Origin of the sequence: Metabacillus sp. 113a, from assembly GCF_050107635.1 — a bacterium.
Taxonomy (GTDB): Bacteria; Bacillota; Bacilli; order Bacillales; family Bacillaceae; genus Metabacillus_B.
Window position 1 is genome coordinate 26,199 of sequence record NZ_JBNILJ010000016.1, and the last position, 26,400, is coordinate 52,598.

Annotated in this window: 23 protein-coding genes; 14 read left to right on the plus strand and 9 right to left on the minus strand. The window is 45.4% G+C overall.

Annotated features, from left to right (window positions below):
• Window positions 1-151 precede the first annotated feature (151 nt).
• Both ACQCVE_RS16965 and ACQCVE_RS16970 read right to left on the minus strand, forming a co-directional pair.
• Window positions 152-868 carry a CPBP family intramembrane glutamic endopeptidase gene (locus ACQCVE_RS16965; protein ID WP_426863467.1) on the minus strand — a complete coding sequence of 239 codons (717 nt, stop codon included), beginning with the start codon at window positions 866-868 and terminating at the stop codon, window positions 152-154.
• A 231-nt stretch (window positions 869-1,099) separates the two neighbouring features.
• The gene (locus ACQCVE_RS16970) at window positions 1,100-2,062 is read right to left on the minus strand and encodes a CPBP family intramembrane glutamic endopeptidase (protein WP_426863468.1); all 963 of its coding nucleotides are present in this window, start codon (window positions 2,060-2,062) and stop codon (window positions 1,100-1,102) included.
• Between the two features lie 257 nt (window positions 2,063-2,319).
• Here ACQCVE_RS16970 and ACQCVE_RS16975 point away from each other — a divergent pair, with 257 nt between their 5' ends.
• The 5 genes from ACQCVE_RS16975 to ACQCVE_RS16995 all read left to right on the plus strand — a co-directional run bounded on the left by ACQCVE_RS16975 (window position 2,320) and on the right by ACQCVE_RS16995 (window position 7,618).
• Entirely contained in the window at window positions 2,320-3,030 is a 711-nt protein-coding gene (locus ACQCVE_RS16975; protein WP_426863469.1) for a response regulator transcription factor, read from the plus strand.
• Window positions 3,030-4,838 (plus strand): sensor histidine kinase, encoded by a 1,809-nt coding sequence (locus tag ACQCVE_RS16980; protein ID WP_426863470.1) that lies wholly within the window; start codon window positions 3,030-3,032, stop codon window positions 4,836-4,838. The genes ACQCVE_RS16975 and ACQCVE_RS16980 overlap by 1 nt, the downstream gene beginning before the upstream one ends.
• A gap of 270 nt (window positions 4,839-5,108) precedes the next feature.
• Window positions 5,109-6,683 carry a limonene hydroxylase gene (locus ACQCVE_RS16985; RefSeq protein ID WP_426863471.1) on the plus strand — a complete coding sequence of 525 codons (1,575 nt, stop codon included), beginning with the start codon at window positions 5,109-5,111 and terminating at the stop codon, window positions 6,681-6,683.
• Window positions 6,684-6,842: 159 nt separating this feature from the next.
• The gene (locus ACQCVE_RS16990) at window positions 6,843-7,151 is read left to right on the plus strand and encodes a hypothetical protein (RefSeq protein WP_426863472.1); all 309 of its coding nucleotides are present in this window, start codon (window positions 6,843-6,845) and stop codon (window positions 7,149-7,151) included.
• A gap of 32 nt (window positions 7,152-7,183) precedes the next feature.
• Window positions 7,184-7,618, plus strand: coding sequence for a hypothetical protein (locus ACQCVE_RS16995; protein WP_426844634.1), 435 nt, complete (start codon window positions 7,184-7,186; stop codon window positions 7,616-7,618).
• Between the two features lie 55 nt (window positions 7,619-7,673).
• Here ACQCVE_RS16995 and ACQCVE_RS17000 read toward each other — a convergent pair whose 3' ends face one another.
• The 6 genes from ACQCVE_RS17000 to ACQCVE_RS17025 form a co-directional block, all read right to left on the minus strand.
• Window positions 7,674-7,904: a hypothetical protein gene (locus tag ACQCVE_RS17000; protein ID WP_426863473.1), complete on the minus strand. Its 231-nt coding sequence runs from the start codon at window positions 7,902-7,904 to the stop codon at window positions 7,674-7,676.
• 307 nt (window positions 7,905-8,211) lie between these two features.
• Window positions 8,212-8,505, minus strand: a complete 294-nt coding sequence (locus tag ACQCVE_RS17005; protein WP_426863474.1) for an HMA2 domain-containing protein — start codon at window positions 8,503-8,505, stop codon at window positions 8,212-8,214.
• Window positions 8,411-10,573, minus strand: a complete 2,163-nt coding sequence (locus ACQCVE_RS17010) for a heavy metal translocating P-type ATPase (protein ID WP_426863475.1) — start codon at window positions 10,571-10,573, stop codon at window positions 8,411-8,413. The genes ACQCVE_RS17005 and ACQCVE_RS17010 overlap by 95 nt, the downstream gene beginning before the upstream one ends.
• On the minus strand, window positions 10,570-11,109 hold the full coding sequence (locus ACQCVE_RS17015) for an HMA2 domain-containing protein (RefSeq protein WP_426863476.1): 540 nt from the start codon (window positions 11,107-11,109) through the stop codon (window positions 10,570-10,572). Before ACQCVE_RS17015 ends, ACQCVE_RS17010 begins: the two co-directional genes overlap by 4 nt.
• Window positions 11,110-11,127: 18 nt before the next feature.
• Window positions 11,128-11,424 (minus strand): HMA2 domain-containing protein, encoded by a 297-nt coding sequence (locus ACQCVE_RS17020; protein WP_426844629.1) that lies wholly within the window; start codon window positions 11,422-11,424, stop codon window positions 11,128-11,130.
• 284 nt (window positions 11,425-11,708) lie between these two features.
• Window positions 11,709-13,187, minus strand: coding sequence for a methyl-accepting chemotaxis protein (locus ACQCVE_RS17025; protein ID WP_426863477.1), 1,479 nt, complete (start codon window positions 13,185-13,187; stop codon window positions 11,709-11,711).
• 456 nt (window positions 13,188-13,643) lie between these two features.
• On the opposite strand from ACQCVE_RS17025, the gene ACQCVE_RS17030 reads away from it, so the two are divergent.
• On the plus strand, window positions 13,644-14,306 hold the full coding sequence (locus tag ACQCVE_RS17030) for a hypothetical protein (protein ID WP_426844627.1): 663 nt from the start codon (window positions 13,644-13,646) through the stop codon (window positions 14,304-14,306).
• Between the two features lie 52 nt (window positions 14,307-14,358).
• A complete protein-coding gene (locus ACQCVE_RS17035) occupies window positions 14,359-15,012 on the plus strand; it encodes a hypothetical protein (RefSeq protein WP_426844626.1) in 654 nt (217 codons plus the stop codon).
• A 54-nt stretch (window positions 15,013-15,066) separates the two neighbouring features.
• Here the strand turns inward: ACQCVE_RS17035 and helD are convergent, their stop codons facing one another.
• Window positions 15,067-17,418, minus strand: coding sequence for an RNA polymerase recycling motor HelD (gene helD / locus ACQCVE_RS17040; protein ID WP_426863478.1), 2,352 nt, complete (start codon window positions 17,416-17,418; stop codon window positions 15,067-15,069).
• A 349-nt stretch (window positions 17,419-17,767) separates the two neighbouring features.
• On the opposite strand from helD, the gene ACQCVE_RS17045 reads away from it, so the two are divergent.
• From ACQCVE_RS17045 to ACQCVE_RS17075, 7 genes are all read left to right on the plus strand, one after another.
• The gene (locus tag ACQCVE_RS17045) at window positions 17,768-18,331 is read left to right on the plus strand and encodes a Uma2 family endonuclease (RefSeq protein WP_426844624.1); all 564 of its coding nucleotides are present in this window, start codon (window positions 17,768-17,770) and stop codon (window positions 18,329-18,331) included.
• Window positions 18,332-18,446: 115 nt separating this feature from the next.
• Complete coding sequence (locus ACQCVE_RS17050) at window positions 18,447-18,995, plus strand: plasmid pRiA4b ORF-3 family protein (RefSeq protein WP_426863491.1); 549 nt, start codon at window positions 18,447-18,449, stop codon at window positions 18,993-18,995.
• Between the two features lie 147 nt (window positions 18,996-19,142).
• Window positions 19,143-19,862, plus strand: a complete 720-nt coding sequence (locus tag ACQCVE_RS17055; protein ID WP_426844623.1) for a VCBS repeat-containing protein — start codon at window positions 19,143-19,145, stop codon at window positions 19,860-19,862.
• A gap of 319 nt (window positions 19,863-20,181) precedes the next feature.
• Window positions 20,182-21,432, plus strand: a complete 1,251-nt coding sequence (locus ACQCVE_RS17060; RefSeq protein WP_426863479.1) for an MFS transporter — start codon at window positions 20,182-20,184, stop codon at window positions 21,430-21,432.
• A 135-nt stretch (window positions 21,433-21,567) separates the two neighbouring features.
• Complete coding sequence (locus tag ACQCVE_RS17065) at window positions 21,568-23,259, plus strand: methyl-accepting chemotaxis protein (protein ID WP_426863480.1); 1,692 nt, start codon at window positions 21,568-21,570, stop codon at window positions 23,257-23,259.
• A 1,081-nt stretch (window positions 23,260-24,340) separates the two neighbouring features.
• A complete protein-coding gene (locus tag ACQCVE_RS17070) occupies window positions 24,341-24,751 on the plus strand; it encodes a hypothetical protein (RefSeq protein WP_426863481.1) in 411 nt (136 codons plus the stop codon).
• Window positions 24,752-24,852: 101 nt separating this feature from the next.
• Window positions 24,853-26,313 (plus strand): protein adenylyltransferase SelO, encoded by a 1,461-nt coding sequence (locus tag ACQCVE_RS17075; protein WP_426844619.1) that lies wholly within the window; start codon window positions 24,853-24,855, stop codon window positions 26,311-26,313.
• Window positions 26,314-26,400: the final 87 nt, after the last annotated feature.

A 26,400-nucleotide genomic window follows, 5' to 3' on the forward strand; every position in this document is an offset into this window, starting at 1 on the left:
AATCAGCACCTGCTATTTACGTTCCGTGAATTCATAAAAGCCTGCTTTAAAAGCACTATATTGATTAGTAACATTCGTTGATTGGAGCGGAAGACGTCCTCCCCGTGTAAAGCGAAAGTCTGCCAGCTGCAATCAACAACTAAGTTCTAAATCAAAGATAATTCGCCACAACTGCAGTCAGGATGGTAATTGATCCATTGTAGGTCGCATGGACGATAACCCCGGGCCAGACGGAGCCCGTCCGGTAAAACAAATAACCGGCGGCCAAACCAGTCACAAACGCAGAAACCCATACTTCATTCAAACCGTGGACCGCAGCAAAAATAAGAGCACTGCCAATAATGCTGATCCATGGACCATACTTTTTAAGCGCATTCGTTAAAACGGCCCGAAAAGCAAATTCTTCACCAAGCGGTGTCAGTACAGCAATCATCAGAAATTGAGCGATAAATGCAAGGGTTCCTCCGCTCGCTGCGGATTCATAAGACGCCTGGGTGTCATTGCCGCTGACTCCTGTATAAAACATAACCAGAGCGAAAATACGAGTGACGAATAAGACACCGATCCCGAAGCCGATGCCAGCCAGCAGCCACCTTACAGATGTCCCCCGGATGCCAAAAGCTTCCCTTGAGCGAATACGTAAAACATAAGCCGCAAGGAAAGCGCCTAATCCGGCTATCCCGGATAATGCAGCAAAACTGATTCCGCTACTAACCGAAGCATCCTCCGTGGTCCAATTAATGATTTGGGCAATCCCCAGCACTAGTAGAAAATAGGCAAGGCCCATTACACTGATTTCAGGCCATCCGGGCTCTTTGCTTTTCCTTACAGTTTTTCCTGATGTATGTAACGGATTGGACGTTAACATAGACGGTCACCCCTTCATGGAAAAGCGTTTGTATGCTGCAATCCTGTAAAACAATGGCATGGTAAAACTCTTATTCTTTCATAAATGGATTGATCATCTCATTTCACTTCATGAATGAAACGCAACACTCCCGGGAAAGGTTACACTCGATTGAACGGAAAGGCTGTTACTCTTAAAAATACCTGCTCCATACCTAGTATGTGGATTGTAATAAGGGTACATTTTAAGTATCTATTTCATATCATTCGTCAATCCCGTCTGCTCTGCAGCACCAGCCCGCCGTTCGCGTATCCACACAAGTGCGACCATAGCGACATTGACTGCGACTAGGATGAGCAGGAAGGGACCCCCTGTTTCAGTGGAACGGTCCAGAGTAAATACCTCGCCGCCCGCCATGAGCGAGTTGACGGTCGAGGCCATGACATTGTTGGCGATATGGAACGCAATCGACGCTTCCATGCCGCGGCTGATGATCGCTATTAACGCTGTTGAGGCACCGAAAACGAAGAGGTAGCCAAACAGCCAAGGGTCGGTCGATCCGTGCATGACCGCGAAGTGAAGGCTGGAAATCAAGAGCCCGAATGCCAAGGCAGGGAGGACTGGACGCACCCATGACGCAGCGGCCGGCATGACGGCGCTTCGATACATCAGCTCTTCACCTGCGGACTGAATCGGAGTGAAAAAGAAGGTGACAACAAGCATAGCCATCGTTGTGCCAGTGAAACCGAAGGTCGTCCATCCCGTAGCTTCGGGTGCGACGAGCGCGACTACACCATTCCCGGCACCGACCAGCAGTGCCGCGCCAATCAGGTACTGCACAAAGCGTTTTCTGTCCCATCCCCGCGGTGAGCTGAGCAGGCTGCGCCAAGGCACTTTGGCCATCCAGACGAGGAGCAAGACCGCAAGTACTCCTGTGACCCCTATGCTCAAGCTGTCGGATAGATACCTCAACGGTGTATAGGCAGCTGACAGCGGTTCGTCGCTGCCTTCAATGAGGCCGACGACCATGCGGAACAAGACTTGCACGACAATCAGCAGCACCGACGGGACCACGATAATTGCGAGTGGCTTCCACCAACTCATACGGATGTGGGCACCGAATGGCCTCGTGCTGTCATAGGCCGGCCGGGCATTCTTCAAAACTGCACCTTCAGCTGCATTGTTTTCCACTTCATTTCTTTTTTCTTGTGACATCGTTTTCATCCTCTGATTTAGTATTTTTCATTTTCTAAAGACTCCATCATGCAGTAGGGGACCGTGGATTCATTTATTGCATTGTTCATTTTTCAAACTCCTTCCTAACCATTAGGAAGTTTACATTCTATTACTCAGTATAGTTCGCCTATATTTCTCTCGAAGAAACAGAAGTTTACTTTCTGATAAACTATTTGGAAAGTTGTTAATATGCCGGTAAGGTTCGTGTGCTAACATAGTGACCGAGGTGGATAAAAGTGGAGAATGCGGAAATTTTGTTAGTAGACGATGAAAAAACAATCGTAAAATTAATGGAAACTGTTCTGAGAAAAGAAGGATTCAGCCATATACATACAGCTTATACTGCAGAAGAGGCGCTTGAGTGCGTGTCCCGTCATCCGATCGATATCGTGGTGCTTGATGTTACGCTTCCCGGACAGAGCGGTTTCACGATTTGTCCGAAAATCAGGGAAATCTCCGATGCTTATATTCTCTTTTTGACAGCACGCGTATCCGACCTTGATGTGCTGACAGGATTTGCGATCGGCGGGGACGATTACATAACCAAGCCCTTCAACCCGCTTGAAATCGCAGCGAGGATCAAGGCGAGGCTCCGGCGGAACCATGCGCCATCGCCTGCCTTGAAAGAGACTGGCAGGAGGCATGATTTCGGGCGCTTTATCCTGGATGAAGAGGCAGGGGAACTGATTGTCGGGGACAAGGCTGTGCAGACGCCTGCCCAGGTATTTCTTCTGCTGCAGTATCTTTGCCAGCATCCGAACACGGTCATCTCCAAGACGAAGATGCTTGAAGCTGTATGGGGCTTTGACAGCTTTGTGGATGACAATACGGTTACTGTACACATTCGAAGAATCCGGGAAAGAATCGAGAAAGACCCGGGCCATCCTGAACTGCTTGTGACCGTGCGCGGCCTGGGCTATAAGCTGGTCAAGGGGAAAAAGGTCTGATGTCACTAAGGCGGAGGCTGGCTCTACACTTCTCTCTTCAGTTCATTTCAATCATTGTATTTGTCTCAATTATTTCTCTCGTACTTCTATTTGTGCTTCTGACGCATTTAAACAGAGAAACAATGAAGCAAAACTTCCCTGCCGGCGCCCTTGAAAACATTGCGGTCGATACGCAGATACAGGAAAATAAGGCCACCATAAGTGATGCGTGGAAAAAACAGCTGCGAGAACGAAATCTCTGGGTGCAGGTTGTTGATATGGAAGGAGACGTCATCGGGTCAGAAAATACACCTGGACTCCTTCCAGACTCCTACTCAGTCGCCGAGATTCTGCAGATTGAAAAAACGAACTATTATGAAGGTTTCTACGTATACTCTCAGGTTGACACCACCTTTAAAGATCCTTATTTTTATATGCTCGGATATGAAAACAAAGAGCGGGAAAGCCTCCAGCGCTGGTTTTCACTATATTCAAGCAATGGCAGGATTTCCGGTGAAACCCTTGTGAAGCTGGAAAAGGAATTAGAAAAAATAGAAGGCTCCATCCAGGTGATCAACGAGGAGGGGAAAGTTGTTCAGTCGACCGGATCTGGAAAAGTGAAAAAGGACTACAAGCCGCTGGACGTGCTAGTCAGGACAACGTTACCGGGGAAATTCGATACGAACTCAACGATCTTCATTGATCCGAAATCCGGTCTCACATGGATTCTAAATACACCGAAGCAAGGTGCAGAGACAGTGGCCTTCTCCATTTTTTCCGAAATGATAAGGCTCATCATTATCGCAGCAGTTGTCCTGCTCACCTTAACGTTAGGCATTTCCTTCTGGCAGGGCTTCAGGTACAGTCAGCCCCTCCTTCTCTTCACCAGCTGGCTTGAAAGAATGGGTCAAGGAAAATACGGGGAAGTACTCACAGAAAAAGAGCGCAAAAAAGTCTTCAAGAGCAATGGGGTGGTGCGCCTGAGGTACAAGCTTTATCAAGAAGTAATCGGGGCTTTTTATGAAATGGCCGAGAAGCTTTCTGCCGCAGACAAGGAAAGAGACCGGCTGGAAAAAACGCGTGAAGAGTGGATGACCGGCATTTCCCATGACCTTAGGACACCTCTTTCAACAATCCAGGGCTATGCCCATTTGCTTGAAAGCGGACAGTACCGCTGGACAGAAGAAGAGCTTCAGGACGTGGGACAGATGATCAGGGAAAAAGGGGATTATATGACATCCCTGATTGAGGACTTCTCCCTAGCCTTCCAGCTCAAAAACCAATCACTCCCCCATCAGCTGAAGCCAGCCGAACTGAATGAACTTGTAAGGGACATCCTTCTTAAATTTGCCAACGACCGTACCCTTGAAGAGGTTCCCTTTCATTTTAAAAGCACAGATTCAAACCTTTACATCCATGCGGATCGGCGCTGGTTTGAGCGGATGCTCGATAACCTGATCTATAACGGCATCAAGCATAACCCAAAAGGCACAAGCATCACCGCCTCAGTCAGCAGGCAGGGCGGATCCGCCATTGTCACCATCTCTGACGATGGTGCGGGGATGGACGAAGAAACGGTCCGGCACCTCTTTGACCGCTACTTCCGCGGCACAAGCACCAACGAGCGAACAGAAGGCGCCGGCCTCGGCATGAGCATCGCCCGCGCCATCGCCGAGCTCCATGGCGGCAGCATTGATGTCTCTTCTGTTAAGCATAAGGGGACTGTTTTCCGTCTCTATTTTCCTCTGGAAGGGAAGCAGGAGTTTTTTAATAGTCCGGCAGGCAAAAATACGGGAGAGCTGAGGAATTTTCAGGAAGATTCTTCATGAAGTAAGATTACCGATCCAAAATAATCAAAATCCAAGCAAAACGAAGCGCTGTTTTCGTATATTTTAGGGCAGAGTAACGAATCCCGCCATTTATCATTTTTTCAGCTTTACCCGTGTTTGGTAAAACATTAGGATCATATAACACCCCCATTTTGACTTATCATTGACGATTTTCCTCCGAAGGAAATTTCTGCATGGATAAATCCATCTCAACACAAGTACCAACAATTGGTATAATAAAATAAACTAGCTGAAGGTCAGGTGAGGAGGATGTTTCGCCAGTTACTGAATCGTAACTTCTACCCCTGGATGGGGAAGAAATCTCTATATACTGCGGTAAAAGCAAATCTGGATGGCAATGGAAAACTTCAGAATGAAGCTTTACCGGATGATGAAGAATTTTGGGAGGGGGAGCCGGTTCGCTGGGTATCGGGCGGATTGGATGGAGCACTTGGTCATCATGCCTCTCCGGATGAAAATCAGGCAGCGGCAGCTGAACTTGTCGATCTCCTTGCAATGCAGAGCCATCATCCTTCCAGAAACATAAGGAGAAAACTGTATCTTCTACTAATGAAGGAAGATGTATTAAGCATGATTGACGAGGTTTTGGAATCGTTACGCAAGAAGGAAGATGTAGATCCTTCGAATTTGTATGAAGAAGCGTATTGGTTCGCTTCCAAGGGAGCTCACCGGAATCCGGTAAAGTTCGGAATTGCGCTGCTTGGCCTTTTTCAAACGGACGACCACTTGGAGCTGATTATGACGTTAGGAAAACATGATGAGTTCACTCTGTTTTCTGCGACGGCTATTCAAAACAGCAGCAGCGGGAACGAGAAGCTGTTTGAATTAGCTAAGTCTGTCGATGGGTGGGGGAAAATCCATTTAGTTGAACGGCTCTCGCCAAATACGCAGGAAATAAAGGACTGGCTGCTTTTAGAAGGCTATAAAAATGATATCATGCATGAGTATTTGGCCTACACCTGTGCCGTGAACGGGGAGCTGCATAAGGCGATTGCATCAAAGGACTTGGATCCGGCGCTGTACGAAGGGGCCGGCGGTATCCTTTCCGCCTTAATCTCCGGCGGACCTGCAGAAGATATCGATGACTATGAACACGCCCCTTTTGTCACTGGTGAATACTTACGGCATTCTGAACGATTGTGCCATACTCTGGAGCATTTGGCTGTGATTTTAGATCTGCATCAGTTTTTGAGTGACGAGGAAGGCTGGATGGACAGGCACTCCAATCAGTGGTCAAACGGGGAACAAAAGAGACAGCTGCAGATTTGCGAAAGGATCATGAACCATGCTCACTGGGAAGCCCTCATTTGGCTAGCTGTGAAGGCTCCTGATTCAAGCGGCCGGCAGCACGGCTATTATGCTGCCCGAATGCTTGGGGTGGATTTATGGGAGGAACTATTCAGCCAGCTCCAGACGAGCCCACTTGATGAAGGGCTGTATTTTGAACTCATGAAAACGGACAATCAAGACCGTGTCCAAATCCTCGCTGCCTTTGCTGAAGCCCATCTTCCTCTCGATGAAATTGCTGCGGGCCCGCAGGAAGAAATGGGACTGGGGGAGGAATTGCAAGCTCACAGCTGTTTGGACTTTATCCTGCAGGAACTGGACCGGTTTGAAGGCACAGGCCACAAATTGATTTCCGCCGGTCTAAACAGCGCAGTCGTAAGAAACCGGAATATGGCACTAAATGCACTGGAAGAGTGGCCAGTTTCTTCCTGGAATCCTCAATTAATGGATGATGTGAAAAAGCTCTATGAAATCGAGCCTGACCCTTCCCTTAAAGAAAGATTTGGGAGTCTAATAGAGGCGAAGAATCTGGCGTAAGCGAAATAGAAAAGGAAAGAAGTGTTAACATGCAGCTGACTATTCATGCTTCAGGGAATGATGTGCAGGCCATTTCGTATTTATTGGCTACGTATCCAACGTATCCAAATAACTGCTAACCCAAGAACACATTCATCGTTTAAAGTGAGTTGAACATGGTTGGAATCTATCTATATTAATGGAAATATTTACAAAATGGATTGGGTCGATTTTGAGGACAAAAGTGAGAGGGACGAAGATGGATTATATGAGTATTACCATAAAGGAATCCATCTTATTTTTTATAGAGACAAAGAATTAATAAAAGCTAGAATCTATGATGACGAGCAGTCCATATCATTTATGAGTAACCCCATCCTTGCATTTGGTGAGGAATATGAGGGCATCATACAATATATTTGCGAAAAGTTTGAAGTGAATAAAATCAACCACTTGGATAGTAAGATAGGATTTATAAAGTCTGAATAGAATGCCCTATATACTTACATAAGGAGACCGATATGAAAGCATTATTATCAACCGCCTCAATTGCAGTTATGATGATATTCGCGGCGGCCTGCATGCAAAAGGAGACAATGGTGCTTCTGGATGAACAAATTTCAGAGGTAAATGTCTCCGTATCAAAAGGAGCAGGGGAAATGAACCAGGATATTCTGTTTTCTTTTACGGACCAGGATGAAACCTGGATTTTCGAACAAGCTATAAAGACCGCAGTAAAGGATTCCTCCTCCTCAGGAACAAGGGAGACGCCTGATTATGATCTGGCTATAGAGTATGGAGAGGAATTTCCTCCTCATGGCATCCATTTATGGCTGGGAGAGGAAGAGACGCCAAGTACGTTTAGCTATGTTACCGATGATGCGGTTTTTCTCACCTCTACTCATACGACAAATAAGCTTAGAAAGTTGATTCTAAGCAGAGATAAAAAGATATAGTCTAAAATAAGATAGGGCAGGCTTAAAACGCCTGTCCTATCTTATTTCCCCACTATTATCTTGCTCCAACCGCCTGTCTTTCTGCAATCAAGTCTTCCAGTCGCTCTTTCTGAGACACAAGATCTTCAATGCTGAGCTCTGCCTTTCCTGGTGAAAAACTTACTTGCGGTGCCTGCTGAACAAGACTTCTAAGCTGGCCATTGTTTTGTTCATATACTCGGTAGCCGACTGCTCCAACTACAGTTCCTGAAGTAAATCCCATTAAAAAGTCGCGATTAAAATTCATTTTCCTTCATCCCCTTGAAAGTTGATTTTATATTTGGAGAAGCAGAGAGCTTCTTCGCATATCACTAAATACTTCGAGCAAATTGACAATCCAGGTAACCATAGCTACCTGCAGGATATTTTCTGCGCCGAGAGACAGCATGGAAATAATACCTGTCAGGACATCGGGGTGGCTTAGTTTGTTCTCTCCGTGGGATAACACAGTGTAAGATGTTGAGATGACGACCAGATAATCAAAGGCATCAGGTCGGCGTTTCCCATGTTTCCGTAAAAATGCGGCCAGGAGCAGAGCCCCTGAAATAAAGGATCTAAGAAGATCTGCGGCTGTTTTTTTTGGTGCTGCCTGGTGTCTGAACCTTAGATTCAACAAAACCTTGGAAGAAGAGACTAACATACCGGAGAACATGTTTGCTAGTTAAAATCTGATTGTTGTAGTGGATAATTAGTGATTGGATTACCGGTTCAATCCTTACTTGTACAATCCCTCTAATGGATTCAAACATCTCTTTAATGGCTGAGTGCTCGGCCACGGCTGCCAGTGCCGGAACCGACAATCTCATTCTGCCTGCTATGGAATGAAGGATTCGGTATTTGAAATACATTCGGCTTACCTCCTGAAAAGATAAGTTTGGCCCTGTTGAGAACTGCAGCAATTGTGGCCGCATTGTGGATGGCAGCACCGGCAACAGGCCTGATGATCCCAAAGGTTCCAAGTAAAATGGCGCCTGTATTAATAATCAAAGTGGCGGCGATGTTCTGTTTCATGATCTGCATCGTTTCTTTTGAAATATTAATGGCTTCGCTTACCAGCATCGGGTTATCAGAGTGAATGACAACATCTGCCGTTTCCATTGCAATGTCTGTTTTTTTTGAACCGATGGTGACTCCGATGTCTGCGTATGCCAGGGCAGGGGCATCATTGATTCCATCGCCAACCATCATAATTGTCCGCTCATAATCTTTTTTCAGCTGCCGTACAATGTTTGCTTTGTCCTGAGGCATCGCCTCTGCAATGTATTCATCTACACTGATTCGGGATGCTACTTTTTTGGCAGCCTGTTCGTAGTCCCCGGTAAGCATAATGCATTCGTCGATTCCGTTTCTCTTCAGCTGGGTTATTGAGCGGTTCATGCCGCTTCTGATTTTATCCTCTATTTCGATTACGCCCATCAGCTTACCGTTCATTGCTGCATACACACCAGTTTGAAGCTGCCCCGGTAATGCAATCCCATGATCATCCATAAAATTTCGGCTGCCAACAATTACGTGTCTTCCCTCGATCGAAACGGAAACACCTTTCCCTACATAATTTTCTACGGACTCGTCCTCATGGTCAGGAATCGCAATTCCACGAATTTTCGCTTCCGCTAAGATGGCCTCAGCAATCGGGTGTGAGGAGTGCTCTTCTGCAGAAGCCGCATAAGCCAGCAGCTGTTCCTCTGAAAAGCCATTAACCGTTAGAATTTCTGTCACTACCGGTTTGCCTTCTGTAACGGTTCCAGTCTTATCAAAAATAACCGTATCTGTCTTGGCCAGCTTTTCAATAATGTGACCGCCTTTAATTAAAATTCCATTTTGAGCGGCCTTTCCGATGGCTCCTGAGATGGCGGCGGCAGTGGAGAGCTTTACGCCGCAAACATAATCAATGACCAGCATGTTCAGGACACGGTTCCAATCCCTCGTGATAATGAGGATAAGGCCTGCCAAAATAAATGAAAATGGAACCATTTTGTTAGTGAAACGTTCAGATACCGTTTGAATAGGTGCTTGGTTATCCTGAGCTTCTTCAATTAGCCTAATCATTCGGTTCACAGTAAGATCTGCACCAATTTTATCTACCTTAATTCCTATTTTTCCTTCGGTAACGATGCTGCCTGCGTAAACATAGCATCCCTCTGATACATGAACGTGTGTGTATTCGCCAGTTATTGATGATTGGTCAACCTGTGCGTTGTGACTGACTACGGTACCGTCAAACGGAACTTTTTCACCTTGAAAAACTGCAACATGGTCTCCCGCTTTAACCTTATCTGCCTCGACTTTAATTTCCTGTAAATCTTCCGTCACCAGCCAGGCATGTGGTGTTTTAACTTCCATCATTTCCCTTATGTGTCCTCTTGTCCGGTTTAAAGTAAAATCCATCAGCCATTCACTAATGGACGACATTACATAAATAACAAGAGCGGACTGGGGGCTTCCCTTTAATATAGACGCAATTAAGGCAGTGGAAGTAAGTAAATCAGGATTAGGCTTCCTCCATGATTTGATTCCATTAGAAATGATGTTTCTGGAAGCATACATAACTGCAAGTGCAGAGGGTGTAAAAAGGTTTGCCCATTTCCCTGTTAAAAACGGCGGCAAGCCGAGCAATTTTTCAGTTGCATAAGCGGACGCTACGATTGCGAGTCCACTTACCGATAGTAAAGCTGAAGAGGATGTCTGCGCCTGGCTATGTGAGTATTCTTTAGAGATAAGTTCAGGTTTTCTGCTTAGGGCTTTGGAAGAATGGTGAAGGACAGCGGAGCGGGAGATGGGAGAATATAAGGCTGAAATGACTCCGGGAATGGACCTAAGCTTTGCTTCAATACTGGAGATTGAATCCTCAACGCCGTTCCATTTGATTCTTGTTCTTCCTGGAATGGAGTGCAAAATCTCAATCTGTGAATTCATGTCCCATTCCTTTCCTTTTTGTCTTTAGAAATAATAGTGTAGGCCCAATAAAGCAGGCTGCTTGAATAAACAGGGTTTGCCGGCAATTTTAATAAACCGCTTACAATAAGGAGGACAGATAATAGAGAATCCGTATCCACCCGGCCAGCTGTTTGCTTTTTTAGTCCTGAGTCAAGGGTCTTCAACAAGTTTGATAGAATTTGAGCGAGGTCAGACTGAACCTCAGGATATGAGGCGACAGATGTGTTCACCGCTCCTTGTACAATCTCATCAAATTGCTCCTGTGTTATAGTCGGCTCATGGAATTCGATCAAAAGCGTACCTGTAACAGCAGAGGCTTCGACTCTCTTTACAATCGGGACTTCAGTAAAGACCTGGGTAAGATTGGAAGCCGTCACCTCATTCTTCCATCTGTCGCATTTAAGGCGCACTCGTCCAGGAATAGCGTGGACGACATTTACTTTTTGATCTTTTATGGCTGATAGAACTTTCGGAGCAGCTAATGAAGCTCCAATTCCAAGCATTGTTTTTATCATATGGTTTGACCCCGCCTCTTATGTGTATTTTTCGATAACACGAAGCCATCGTTTTAGAGCAAGCGGCTGGGCAGCAGCTTCCGGATTAAATAGGATAAGAGCGGAGCCAGTCTCTTTTGTAAAATCGATGGAATGAATATCCGGATCCTGCTTCATTTCTTCAATTAGCATCCACATTCTTTTTTCGTAGTCTCTCCAATTTGGAAACAGCAGCCTCATCCTGCCGGGTATAAAGTGTTTTAAGAAAACTCCATTTCTTTGAAGTACAGTGTTCATTCTTTTTGCGAAAAAAAAATCCCGAACGGCAGTCAGCAAATTCCATACCCCTTTTTCATGTATTTTTTATACTTTTCTGAATTTTATATCTAATTCATTTAGTAGTCAATATTTTCCTGTTATAACGTGACTAAAGTCACTGCGCCTTATAATAAATGGACTGCAGGAGATTAGGATTCTAGTTGAATTAAACCAGCTGAAATTACTAGAAATGATGGATGGCCAGGTGTTTTTTAATAAGCAGTGAATACAGGAAAACTCAGTTCGATTTGAACTGAGTTTTTTTACGATTTTACCCTATATTCCATTCCCAGTCTGAAGAGTTAAAATGTGCTCTTCAGTGCTTCTGCTGTTTCAGTCGTGTCATTCATAAAATAAGAAATTCTTTTGAAATCATCGCTTAGAGCTTCGATGGTGGCGCCCATTTCCTGCAGTCCTGCTGTCGTCTGTTCGAGAATAGCGGCCAGTTCATTTGTGGCCATTTCTACTTTCGATGATTTATTCGTTACATCTTTTGATAGATCCTGAAAATGATAAAACTCCTCATTGCTGTTTTTAAGGATAGCCGTTAATCTGGAGAATCTGGATAACACATCATTTGCTGTAGCGACGCTGTTCTCAATTTTTAAACTGCTGATCTTCATTTTCTCCAGGGCGTTCGTGTTGCTGTTATTAACTTCAGTAAGGTTGTCATTGATTTTTACTGTCATTTGGCTCGTTGTTTCAGCCAGCTTTCTAATTTCTTCGGCGACGACTGCAAAACCCTTCCCGGCATCCCCGGCTCGCGCTGCTTCAATCGAAGCATTTAATGCCAGCAAATTTGTTTGCTCTGTAATCTGTGAAATCATCGCTGTAAATGAGTTGGTTTCTTCAATTTTTGAAGTTAGCACATGAAAGGTGCTGTTCAGCTCATGATTGACCCGATGAAGCTCTGAGATCTCGGTGCTGAGCTGTTTCACTTTTTCTTCCCCGTCTGTAGAAAGCTCATTGGCATGATTAGAATCTTGAGACAGCTTGATGGATGCATCAGACAAGGTTTTCATGTCTTTCATCGTATCCGTTGCATGATGAGCGATATCGATGACTTGCTCGCTTTGGGAAAGGCTCCCGGCTGACACTTCTGAAATGGCCGTTTTCATCTCCTCACTTGCCTGCAGGTTTGTCTGCATCTGGGCGTTTACCTGCTGGAGGTTGCTGATCATATTCGAGACATGGCTCTCTAATTCTGTTTTCTTCTGTGCCTTGTAAGTGGCTTCTTTATCAAGCTCTGTCACAAAATCCTGAAGCTTCTTAAATTGCGCTTCATTCGTATGGATTAAAATGAGCAGCGTGATACCTGTCAGCAAATAGGCGGCAGCAATTACGGGAAAGGATTGATCCAGAATTGTACGATCATCGCCCGCCGCAAACAGCCAATTGCACACGAGAGCTGCTAACCCAAGCGGGTATCCTGTGAGAAATATGATCCTCTTGAAAGGGATGGCTACATAAACGGCGATGAAGAAGATAATGGCTAAGTAAGTTACAGAACCGCCAAACATCAAAATGCCATTAAAGACCGAAGCGATGAAAATAATCATGCTGACAAAAGGAAAAACAATATACTTTTTCCAAAGGACTACCAATAGAATATAAGCAGCTGCAGCTCCTGCCAGTTGAACAGAGTACACCACACCCCTGCCCACATCGCCTGTGCTAAAGAAAAAAATCCCCCCAAGGGCCGCAATCAAAGTGGTCAAGATAAACATCAAAAGACTTTTTCTCTTCAAGTCCTGTTCAACTAAGTTAGTAATTGGTTCCATGTTGTTCTCCTCTTATTATACAATTTTCGACAATAAGATAATTATATAGAACTATTTTTAAGGGGGTAATAACTTATTGTTAAGTTTGATAACGTGCAGTATAGGCCGGATAAGAACCTTTATAGGATAAGGATAGTACTACTTAATTACCGAAAAATGTCTATAAAAATTTGTCAAACCACTGCTAAAGGAGGATATTGAGCATTAGTCATACATTACATGTTCCAGATGCAAATTTAACAAAGCTCAATGATGACACTAGAGAAAATTTGAAGTTTCCTATTAACTCAACGAGTCGGAATGAGCTCATTTCGTAGCTACTTAAAGAAAATCATTGAAATTATCATATGGAATACCTCTGAAAGAATATCACTTATATAATATGGTATTATAATGAATATATGGTTATTATAGGTATATAAAAAATGCTTTCTATAGACATTAAGGAGAATTACCGTGAATAAACAGTATTTGGACCTAATGCAATTTTTTGAGGGGTATGTTCGAAATTACAGGAGATTTAATCTGTCGAAGATTCATAACCGGTCAATGTTCACCCAGAGAGAAATCGAGTATTTTTCAAAACTTGGAGAAATGCTGGGTTTTGACGCATTTATAGAGGATTCAAAATTTGATAGATTAAAAGGCCGTTCAAGGCCTATGGATTTGGCACTGTGGAAATGGGATAAAAGAAAGGACCATGAAAATTACATCTATCTCGCGCTGCATTTAGAAAGAGAAAATCAGTGGGATAAGGATGAAGACACCATTGATAAACTATTCTCAGATACAGAGGAAGGCTACATTCCGCACAATGCAATTGGAATCCAGTTTGCTGAATCAAAGGAACGAATTGAATACTTAAATTCACTCATTGTCGAAAAAAATAAAGAGCAAAAATCGAATGTACTTATGATCTACCGGTTTTACGATATTGTCAGTGATCTTAATAAAGTGGAGGCATACAATTTCAAACCGGATAAGGCTTATCAAGTCAGAACCGCAATCTGCAAAACGGATGAATTCGGCTATTGGTTTATGTGTTTCGAAGAGGAATATGCAGGACCAGTCGGTACCATCAATGATACCAAAGCATTAAAGTCTTTTCTGGAAATATAATCCAAGTAATGAGGCTGTTGTTGGAAAGGAGATTGTTAATGGGGGGATAGAAATGGTTCAACCACTTGCTTACGGTACCTTTACTCAAAAAGGAAATGACATCTTTCGAACATCAGCCTATATTCAATGGGGAAGTTCAACGGAATCCTTAGGAGCGTGTCTGTTGCTTAATCCAGGTTCTTCAACAGGAAGTTCAACTGGTGAAATAACAGAAATAACAATAGATCCTACAATGAAGCAGCTTGTCTCATTTGTCCAAAGAGTTTATGAGGGGGAGCAGCCTATTTCAGGAAGGCTGCATATCTACAATTTGTTTAATCTTCGCGATGCCAGTTCTATAAAGGCTATCGAAAAGTTCGAAAAACTTGTTTCATCCGGAGAATATCATCCAGAAGAGTCTTTGATAACTATTGATGATTTGAAAATGCATCCATGGATTCTTCTAGGATGGGGTGTCATGTATAAGAGCAAGTGGAGACACTTAAAAACGATTAAGGATAATTGGATAAAATTAATTTTAGATTCAGATATTCCTTCATTCGGAAAAACACATAAGAACAGGAAGGATTTCTACCATCCATGCCCTTTAATTTCAACGCAAAGGCCGTTAATGCTGGAAGAACTCATCCGTCATTATAAGTCAACACTCACTCAAAATGCAGGAACAGAAAAATCTCAAGAAGAACAGGCCCGATTTGGACTATAGCTTAAGTGAGCCGGATTTCGCCGGACCTATGGCCACTAAAAAAGAGGAGGAGTTTTAGCTCCTCCTCTCCTTAACCAATTCATACCTCTCCAAAGAAACATCTTCAAAAAATGGACTCGGTTTCCCGGCACTAAAGAGCTGCAGAACATGCATAGCCCGGGTGCATGCGGTGTAAAACAGCCTGCGCTCACTTTCAGCTCCATAAACATGTGCAGAGGCGTCGTAAATGATGACCGCATCGAATTCGATTCCTTTAGCCAAATAGGCCGGAAGTACAACTACACCTTGCTTGTATTCATTTGTCCCGCTTTTCACGAGCGTACAATCGCCAAAGTTCTTTAATGAATCAAAGGCAGCGGCGCTTTCCGCAGCGGATTTGCAGATCACCGCAATGGTGCGGTAATGCCGGCCTTGAAACTCCCGAATTTTCGCAGCGATTACCCGATGCAGAAGATCCCGGCTGGACAGCTGGGTGAGAACCGGTTTTTCCCCGTCCCGTTCAAAAGCGTGGATTTGTTCTCCGTTAGGTACGAGTGCGCGTGTAAATTCGACGATCGGTTTGGTCGACCGGTAGCTGCGGGTCAAGTTGATGACGGACGTTTCATCCGCACCGTATAAACCGCTGAGCGTATTAAAGTCAGCCTTCTCACTGGCATGGGCAAATATGGCCTGGTTAAAGTCTCCCAGCACCGTCATCCTTGCCGAAGGAAACAATCGCTTCAAAAACTCGAATTGAAACGGAGAATAATCCTGGGCCTCGTCTACAAGAATATGCCTGATAGAGCTGTTCGTCTGGAAGCCCTGGATTAGCTCCTTCAATAAGAGAAACGGGGTTGCATCCTCATAAAAAAGCTTTCCTTCTTTCAGCTGATTCACGGTCAGACGGCAAATATCCGGCCACTCTTCTGGAAGTTCCCCGTCCAGCCATTCCTGAATGCTTAGGGGATTAGTGAAAAACTGATTATAAATTTCTTTTATCCTGACAAAATCCAGGGTTTTAATCCGTTTCCGCACCGGTTTTAATTTTTGCCGGACAACTAAGCGGGCCAGCGCTTCAGGCTCCATTTCATAGTCATGCATCGCCTCCCCTTTAAAGCCGCGCTTTTCCGCCAGGTACTTATAAGCCTTCTGATAATCTTCATTGCTGAGAAGTTCGATTTCCTCTTCCACCCAAGGCTTATTCCATTCATGCTTGCCCGCTTTATCGATTTCTTTCAGGAGCCACTCCTTTAGTTTTTCCAGCCTGTTGGGGAAGCGAAGGGAGGGTTCATGGCTATAGAAAGCTTCCGTAATCTGTTTTCCGGAGACGATTGGTTTTCCCCGGAAGATGATATCATCAAAAATCATTCCAGAGGCCTCAAGCGATTTTCTGTAAGCAAGTATGGCTTCAAAAAAACGGGGGGAAGCCTTTAAACGAATGCCGGCAACCCTGTATCCATATGAGGGAAGGTCTGTTTCTGTCAGCACAAATTCCAGCTGATCATAAGGATTCTCCGTATCCACTTCCTTTTTTAGACGGTGGTCCAAGTATTCCTGAAAGGTGACCTGCTGCATGTTCTCTTCTCCGAGCTCCGGCAAAACATTCGAAACGTAGTGATTAAACAAGGAGTTAGGGGAAAAGAGAATGATTTGATCGGCAGTCAGTTTTTCCCGGTATTTATAAAGCAAATAAGCAATCCTCTGCAGGGCAGCCGATGTCTTGCCGCTTCCGGCAGCGCCATGTACGATCAGCATTCGTCCGCGATCATGGCGGATGATCCGGTTTTGCTCCTGCTGAATGGTGGCCACAATGCTGTGCATTTGTTTGTCTGTACCCTGGCCCAGCACTTCCTGTAAAATTTCGTCCCCGATGGTGAGGCTCGTATCGAACATCGATTGAATTTTGCCGCCACGGATAAGATATTGCCATTTTTTCTCGAGCTTACCGCGGACAGGACCTCCCGGCGTTTCATATGAAGCGGGTCCAGGGGGGAAGTCATAATAGACACTTGAGACCGGAGACCTCCAGTCGTATATAAGAAAATTCTCGCCGCTTGGGTCCGTCAGGGTGGAGATGCCGATGTAAATTCGTTCTGCATGGGGTTCTCCTTCTTCCGCAAAATCAATCCGTCCGAAATAAGGGATCTCCTGCATGCGGTACAGTGCAGCTAATCTTTTGGAGGCATGTCTGTGAGTGCTTTGGCTGACAGACAACGCTTGAGCCTCTTGTCGTAAGCCAATAATCGTTTCAAGAAAATCATCAAAGGTATCCAGATTCACCTTTACTTCATCCCAAAAATATTTGCGGATGTTCACAACTTCCTCGCGGCGCCTTGATGTCTCGTCCTCCACGTTAAAAATCTGCTCTGAAATGGCATCCATGATCCGGTTTACACGCTCTTGCTCCTGTCGAAGTTCTGTGCTCATACAGTCACTCCTTAAGTAAGTATTTCAATGAACAGACATGAAAAATATTGTTTGACGGAGTAGGGAGTTAGGGGATATAATGATAATAGGGATACTTTGAGTAATATTTGATTTCGATTTAATTTATCTATATAAATTTACCATAGCATACAGGTTTTTTCAATGACATGATACGATCCAAAGCCCGGTTTCTCAGAAGCCGGGCTTTTTTGCGGCTTTAACAAACTGCTTTTCCACAGCTTATTAACAGTCGGCATCATGTGGGGTGTAACGATCATTTATTCGAGGCCGGCAACCCTGCTATAATAGATAGTAAAAGAAATTCATGAAAAAGGGAGATGGTTTTAGTATGAGTATGCCAAAAGAAAACCATATACCCATTGAAGAGTATTTTAAAAGGCGCGGGCAAAGTGATGCACTGATGGAATACATAGATGGAGCGATCTACAAGACCCCCTCTCCATCAGCTGCCCACCAGCGCATTTCAGGCCGCTTGTTTGTGCAGATGTACCAGGTTTTAGAAGGGAAAGAGAGTGAAGTCTTTCATGCACCATTTGATATTGAGTTGAAAAAGGATGATTCAGATAATAAAGTGGTTATTCCAGATCTTTCGGTAATCTGTGACAAGTCCGGGTTAAGGGAGAACAACTATATAGGTGTCCCTGCTCTCATTATCGAAATTATTAGTCCATCGAACCAATCGCATGACCTGGTTACGAAGTTAAATCTGTATATGCAGTACGGTGTCCAGGAATACTGGATTGTTAATCCGCTCATTCATACCATACAGGTGTATACCTTATCCGATACTGATCAATACGTTCAAAAAGATGTAGTAAAAGAAACAGGGATCATTCAATCGAGTTTGTTTGAAGAGTTCCGGGTAAATGCTGAGAGCTTATTTAGGGATTAAGGCATAAAGCAGTTTAGATTACGGAACTTGAGGGCCGGTTGGCTCACCTTATTATGAAGGATCATTCTAAGAACAGGAGTGGATTCCAATAAAAACTAAAAGAACGTACTATCAGCTGCAAATTACCCTGCAGCACATCGAGCCGCCCATTTGGAGAAGAATGCTTGTACCAGGTGGGATTACATTTCATAAGCTGCATAAAATAATTCAAGCTGCCTTTGACTGGCAGGATTATCACGAATATTCATTTCAATTTGAAGATTTTCTAGTCATCCTTCCAAATCCTGATTTTCAATTTCACGAAACAGAGAAGAATCCAAAAAAGTTTAAATTAGAACAGGTAATAGATGAATACTGCCAATTTACATATGAATACGATTTTGGGGATGGATGGGAGCATGAAATGATTTTTGAGAAAGCCGTCCAGCTGGAGGAGGAAGTCCATCATCCTGTGTGTTTGGATGGAGAACGCCACCGGCCGCCTGAAGATGTTGGAGGACCAGGGGGTTACGAAGAGTTTTTAAGAGTGATTCGCGATCCGGAGGATGAAGATCATGACCACATGCTGTTATGGGCAGAAAAGGATACAGGCGGAAGAAAATTTGATCCTGAATACTTTTATAGGCAGGCAGCCAACCGGAAGTTAGCGAAAATTACATGCTAAGACCAGGCACTTGCACCGTAAATGAAGGTGCAGGTGTCTTTTTATTTGAATCCCTCTCCTGATCTTTTTTAGGAAATCCAGTCATATGTGATCTTTTTTTCTCCATAGAATGGATGCATCACAGGTTTTTGCGGAAAGGGGCTTTTTATGCACACATCGATGTACAGGAGTAATGGAAATCAGCAGGAGATTGTTGCATTTGCCAGAAAGGATGTCACTGGGGACCGGGTCCCGGACAATGTGTATTTGACGGGTAAGAAGACGGCCGGCAGTCCGTTTGTTCAGAACATTGCCCTTCATGTACAGAATGGAAGAACGGGAGCGGTCACGAATGTCCCGCTCCGGAATAATGCCGGATATGATCCGGCACTATTTTTAGGAGATTTTACAGGGAACGGGGTGGCAGATATTTTAATCAGCATCAACACGGGCGGAAGCGGCGCAATTATGTATCATTATGTCTACTCGTTCATAAACAGCCATCCCCGGCTGCTTTTCGATTCGGATGTATACAATGAACGCTATCTGTACACCGTTGACTTTCAGAATCAATACAAAGTAAAGGTCGTCAGCAAAATCAACAATCTAACTTATATAATCGATATTTCACAAAAAGACCCGGAGTACTTGAATGAGATTTATGAGGCAGACGGACGCTTGAAGATGCCTGTAACCGGCTTTGTTAATCCCTTAAGCGGGCTGTATCCGGTTGATTTTGATTCAGATGGCGTGTATGAGCTGCTGGCCTATCAAAAAATTGCCGGAAGGTTTAACGCTGATTCGCTGGGCTATATGCAGAATACTTTAGGATGGGGAGCGGACGGTTTTGCTTTGCAAAATCAATATACTGCGATATTTGGAGTGTAATTAATAAGGATAAAAACAGTGAAAAAACGAAGCGGCTTGATTTAAAAGTATGTTGCATTCCAGAGGGCTTTAGGCTAATATTGGAAATGTTTACTGAACGTACTTATTTTTGGAAGGGTGATCAAAGGGCGATGATCAGCTGATTCTTTTTTAGAAAAACGGGCGCATCAACGGGAATGACGAGCTATTTTTCTGGAACGGATTAGTTTTGCCTTTTGAGACATGCTGAAACACAGAATGCCTTAGGGGATTTCTGTCTTCCTTTGTTATCAAAACAAAACCTCCTGTCCAGAATGAATGGATAAAAGGAGGTTTTTTTATGACAGAAACAGCTGAACAGGAGAAATTCGGCATGGGGGCTTTATTCCGGAATCAAGTGATCAGGACGATTCTGCTGTCCGTGTTTTTTCTCCAGATTGGAATTTGGGTAAGGAATTATTCCATTCTTTTGTATGTAATTGAGAAGACGAATGAAAATCCGGTAGCGGTATCGCTTATTTCAGTAGCTGAGTTTGCCCCGATCTTCCTGTTTTCGTTCATAGGCGGCACATTTGCTGACAGATGGCGGCCGAAAAGGACGATGATCTGGTGTGATCTGCTTAGCGCCATCTCCGTATTTGCCGTTCTGCTGACCTTGTTTTTCGGAAGCTGGAAAATGATTTTCTTTGCGACCTTGATCTCCTCGATTCTTTCTCAATTTTCCCAGCCTTCCGGTATGAAGCTCTTTAAGCTCCATGTACCGGAACAGCTCGTCCAAATGGGGATGTCCATGTATCAGACGATGTTTGCCTTATTTATGATCCTTGGCCCGATTCTTGGAACCTTCGTTTTCCAGCGTTACGGTATTCTCGCCGCTGTCGGTGTGATGGGGGTGGCCTTCCTGCTTTCAGCTGCAATCCTGCTGATGCTCCCTAAGGATCCGGAGCCGGAAAAGGAAAAACCGAAAACGACGCTGATGCAGGAAATGAAGCAAGGCTTCGGCTATGTGCTGAACAGCCGTGTCTTAACTCTGCTCGGCGGTTGCTTTGCAGCTGCGGGGCTTGCGATTGGCCTCACACAGCCGCTTGGTGTGTTCCTCATCACGGAGAGGCTCGGCCTTCCTAAAGAAAATCTGCAGTGGCTGATGGCTGCCTTTGGAATCGGGATGATTCTAGGAGGGGGAATCACGATTGCGGTCGCCAAAAAAGTCCTCCCGCAAATGCTCCTTTCCATCGGAATGGCGGCCAGCGCCATCGGAATGGTCGGAATGGGATTGTCGACAGAACTTTGGCTGACCCTGGGCTTTCAATTCTTTTCCGGATTGTTTATGCCCTGCATCCATATTGGAATCAACACGATGATTCTGCAAAATACGGAAGAAGCCTTTATCGGAAGGGTGAATGGGATCCTAAACCCCTTATTCATGGGGGCGATGGTCATCACAATGTCAGCGGCAGGCTGGCTCAAAACGAATCTTTCCATCGTCTATATTTATGAGGCATCCGCCATCCTCCTGTTTATCGGAATTATTACGCTCCTGCCAATCATGAAAAAGCCGGCAGCCAGCAGGGGATTAAAAGAGGGAATGTAAGCAGGAAGCGTACAGCTGATGCTGTACGTTTTTTACGTGCCGAAAATTTTTGTTGATTGACAAGCCCGCGACCCCTGCAAATCACCTAATTTTTGCCGATATAAGCTGGGTAGAGAAAAATGTGGGGGAATCGAAATGAAAATTGCATCGTTGTTAAAAATCGTCCTTGCTTCCGTGCTGGTGCTGTCTCTTGGAATCATTGCCTGTCTGACCTTGTTAGTAAACGGCATGATTGGACGGGGAGAAGCATTTGACCGGCAGCTTGAATATCAGCAGCTTGCTGCAGAGCTTGAATCTGCCTCTGATTATTTAACAAATGAAGTCCGGAATCATGTTCAGTTTGGAGAGCAGGAGCATCTGGATAACTATTGGAAAGAAGTCAATGAAACGAAAACCCGGGACCGGGTGGTTACTCGGTTAAAGGAGCTGGGAGCGCCGGAAGAACTGCTCTCGCTTGTAGAAGAAGCAAAGAAGAAGTCAGACACGCTTATTCAGCTTGAAGATGCGGCAATGAGAGCGGTTGAAGAAGAGGATTTTGATAAAGCAAGAGAGCTAGTCTTCGGCAAGGAGTACGAGGAGGGGAAAGCGCAAATCTTAGTTCCGATTGATAAATTTCAGAAGGATTTGGCTGACTGGGCTCATGCCCAAACGGAAGAAACGAGCATCGCAATGAAGAACTATTTAATTATGACGTCTGTCTCTATGGTTCTCCTAATGCTTGTTATCTTATCAAGCTTGCTTCTGTTTATGAGAAAAATCAGTCCGCTGAAAGAAATGACCGCTATCGCTGAGAGCGTATCCGGCGGAAATCTGGCTGCCGGAAAGGTGAAGGCCGATACGAAAGATGAAGTCGGGGTTCTCGGCCGTTCCTTTAATACCATGGTGGACAACTTAAGGACGCTGATTCAAGAAATCGGACAGACTTCTGAGCAGGTTGCGGCAAGTGCTGAAGAGCTTTCAGCGAGCGCCGAGCAAAGCAGTACGGCGGCCGAGGCCATTACAAGCGTGACCCAGGAGCTTGCATCCGGTTCAGAAAAGCAGCTTAACGCAGTTAGTGAAAGCTCTGGCTATCAGGATCAAATGGCAGAAAACGCCATCCAAATTGCAAGCCGGGCAGATTTGGTTTCCGCCTCAGCCAGAACGGCATCTGACAAGGCCCTGGAGGGGAACGAATCCATCGTCACCTCTATACAGCAAATGGAATCCATTCAGGAGAATGTCGCTGAGCTTGCAGATGTCATCAAAGAACTGGGGAGCCGTTCTCATGAAATCGGCAAAATTGTCGATGTCATCACAGGCATCGCCGACCAGACCAACCTTCTGGCTCTAAACGCGGCGATCGAAGCGGCAAGGGCCGGCGAACAAGGGAAAGGCTTCGCTGTCGTAGCAGACGAGGTTCGAAAGCTAGCAGAACAATCCGCTTCCTCTGCCAATCAGATTTCAAACCTCATCAAACTGATCAGGCAATCCACCAGCTTGGCCGTGTCAGGAATGAATACCACGACCCGGGAAGTCTCAGAGGGCATTACCGTCGTCAATAAAGCGGGAGAATCCTTCAAAGGCATCATCCAATCTACAGAAGGTGTTGCGGATGAAATGGAAGCCATGTCCGGCACAGTGAAAGACCTTGTGAAAAGCATGGAAAAAGTCGCCGACGCTGCCAAAGCCATTTCTCTCGTAGCCGAGCAAACACTCGAAGGAGCGCAAATGAACGCTGCATCATCTGAAGAACAGCTGGCATCCATGGAAGAAATCACCTCCTCATCAACCATGCTTGCCGCCATGGCCGAAGCAATGCAAACGGCCGTTGCGAAGTTTAAGATGTAGTTGATAGGAGCTTTACTGCTTTATCAGGGTGGAGGACAGAAATCCCTTCGATTATTGGTTTCTGAAAAGCAGGTTTTCGATTTTGACCTGACATGTAAAGTGAGACCAAGAATGCTGTAAGATCAGCATTCTTGGTCTTTTTCTTTTTAATTTGTATGTGTTTTCGCAGGTAGTGTATGGATTTAACAGTGAAACTTACAGCGTATTTGTTGCGAATTCTGACGATTTTTGTCGAAAAGTCTTTATATGGGTGAGTACGGACAATAAAAATAAAATACGGACAATAAATGATAGAATACGGACAATATAAATAGAATACGGACAATAAATGATTGAATACGGACAATATCCTGATTGTTAGTAGGCTGATGCCGCTTTTAAATGCAGCAAAACGGTCCAAAATGTACTTCGCAAGTCCGGGATATCCCGTTTTTTTAGTTTAAACAGCCTTTTAAGGAAAAAATGGATTCAATATGGAGTTGATCGCAAAGCACCGGCCCCCGTTACGGTAAAGCACCGGGGGAAGGAGGAAGAATTCCATTACCCCAACTGCCCCAACGCTTTTGAGGTGCTGGGGACAGAGCCTAACTAGTAGACATAATCAGGGACGGAGGCATCCTCCGACCCCGTTTTTCGAATATATTGGGGACAGAGCACACGCCTGGAAATCCCGTGCGCTGCAAGGGTTCATTTAGGATGGTGCCAAAGGTTTAACGCTTTAGCAGAGCGGGGGACGGAGGCAAGCATGCGTGCACATAGTACTTTGTCCAATATAAAGTACAGAGCGTGGGCGCGCACATAGTACTTTCTCCAATATAAAATACAGAGCGGGGGACGGAGGCAAGCATACGTGGACATAGTACCTTCTCCAATATAAGGTACGGAGCTCGGAAACAGAGGCAACCATAATCAAACAAAGTTTCAACTCCAATGGTACAGTCCCGTGAACAGAGTCAACACCGCCACCACCACCACCACCTAGTTTCAACAAAGCCCTTAAGCAGCCTATTTCCCAAGCCGTAGAAAAATCCACTCCCACGTTTGTATGCTTTATATGAGTTAAGAAGGGAGAGGGTCGCAAGTGAAAAAATGCAAAATGTGCAAAAGGGAACCGGGGATGGCAAGGCGGATTAATAATGAGGGGCTTTGGTTTTGTTCAGATGACTGCTATGAAGAATTCGATCAGTCTCCGAATGATCACGATCATCCGTACATAGATGACTATGAGTCGGTAAGATTTGAATATTTGGGGTGGATGAACGGCTGGGAACGGGATCTGTACAAAGGGTATTGGTCCGGAACTCCCAGAAAAGCGGATTTGCTGGAAAGCATTGATGAGATGATTGGTGAGTTCTGGGATTACTGTGGATTAGAAGGCTCGGACGGGTGCTTTTCATCTGAAATATACCGGTACTTGCTGGAGCTTGAGGATTTAAAGGGGAGCATCGCAGCTTGGAAACCTGATGAAAAGATGGCTGAGGAGTGGCGATAGATGTTTTCAGCGCTTCGGCAAGGTGGAAAAGGTATAATGGAGACACTAAAGCAGAAACTTATTTCGGAGCGAGATGAATTTAAGTAAGAAAGGGAGATTCAATGGCACACAATTCAGGTTGGAACTTAGAAAACAGCTATTCCCGTCTGCCGGCCCCATTTTTCTCAACGATGGAGGCGGATCCTGCGGATGACCCGGCGCTGGTGATGTTTAATGAGCCTCTCGCCAAAGAGCTGGGTTTGGATGTTCAGGAGCTTCAAACCGAAGCGGGAGCCGCTATTTTTACGGGGAACACTTTTCCAGATGGAGCCGTTCCTCTCGCCCAGGCTTATGCAGGCCATCAATTTGGCCAGTTCACAATGCTTGGGGACGGACGGGCGCTGCTGATCGGCGAGCAGATCACGCCTGGCGGTGAACGGGTGGATATCCAGCTGAAGGGTTCAGGTCCGACACCGTATTCACGGAGGGGCGACGGCCGGGCGGCGCTTGGACCGATGCTGCGTGAATACATCATCAGTGAAGCGATGCACGGACTCGGTATTCCAACGACCCGCAGTCTGGCAGTAGCGGCAACCGGGGAAGCAACGATCCGTGAAACGGCGCTGCCGGGAGCGGTTCTGACCCGGGTTGCGGCGAGCCATTTGCGCGTCGGGACGTTCCAGTATGCAGCGAATTGGACTGCGGCGGAGAACCTCCAGGCACTTGCTGATTACGCAATTGAGCGGCATTACCCCGAGATAGAAGAGAACGGGGAACAGCGTTATCTTTCTTTCCTTGAAGAGGTCATTAAGCGTCAGGCTGCGCTCATTGCAAAATGGCAGCTAGCCGGATTTATCCACGGGGTGATGAACACCGACAACATGACCATCAGCGGGGAAACGATCGATTATGGACCGTGCGCGTTCATGGATACCTATAAGCGTGAAACGGTCTTTAGCTCCATTGATGTACAGGGGCGCTATGCTTACGGGAATCAGCCGGGTATCGGAGGCTGGAACCTGGCCCGTTTTGCTGAAAGCCTGCTGCCGCTCCTTCATGAAGACCAGGAGGAAGCGGTCAAGCTCGCCCAGGAGACCATTTCCCGCTATCCCGAGTTGTATCGGAAGCAGTGGCTTGAAGGAATGAGAGCCAAGGTCGGATTGGTCCATGAAGAAAAAGAGGATGAGGCGCTTCTTCAAGACCTCCTCAGCTTGATGGAAAAGCATGAAGCCGACTACACGAACACGTTTCGGTCCTTAACCATCGATCAGCTTGATGGGCAAGAGCTCTTTCAATCCGATGAGTTTTCAGATTGGAGGGGGCGCTGGCAGGAGCGTCTCGAAAAGCAGGAGGCATCCATTAAATCTGCAAGAGAGCTTATGCGCCAAAGCAACCCTGCGGTGATCCCGCGGAACCATCGTGTGGAAGAAGCACTGGAGGCAGCTGGAAAAGGGGATTTCAGTTTGGTGGAGCAGCTTCTTGCCATCCTATCCGAGCCCTATGCCTACTCAGCAGACCAGGAAGAATACACGAAGCCACCTGGACCGTCCGGATGTGATTACCGGACGTACTGCGGTACGTAAAAGGGGTGTTTAAAGGTCAGCCGTCCAATGTGCGGCTGGCCTTTTTGCATTAAATGGAAGTGAGTCAAAAGTCTCATTATGAATATT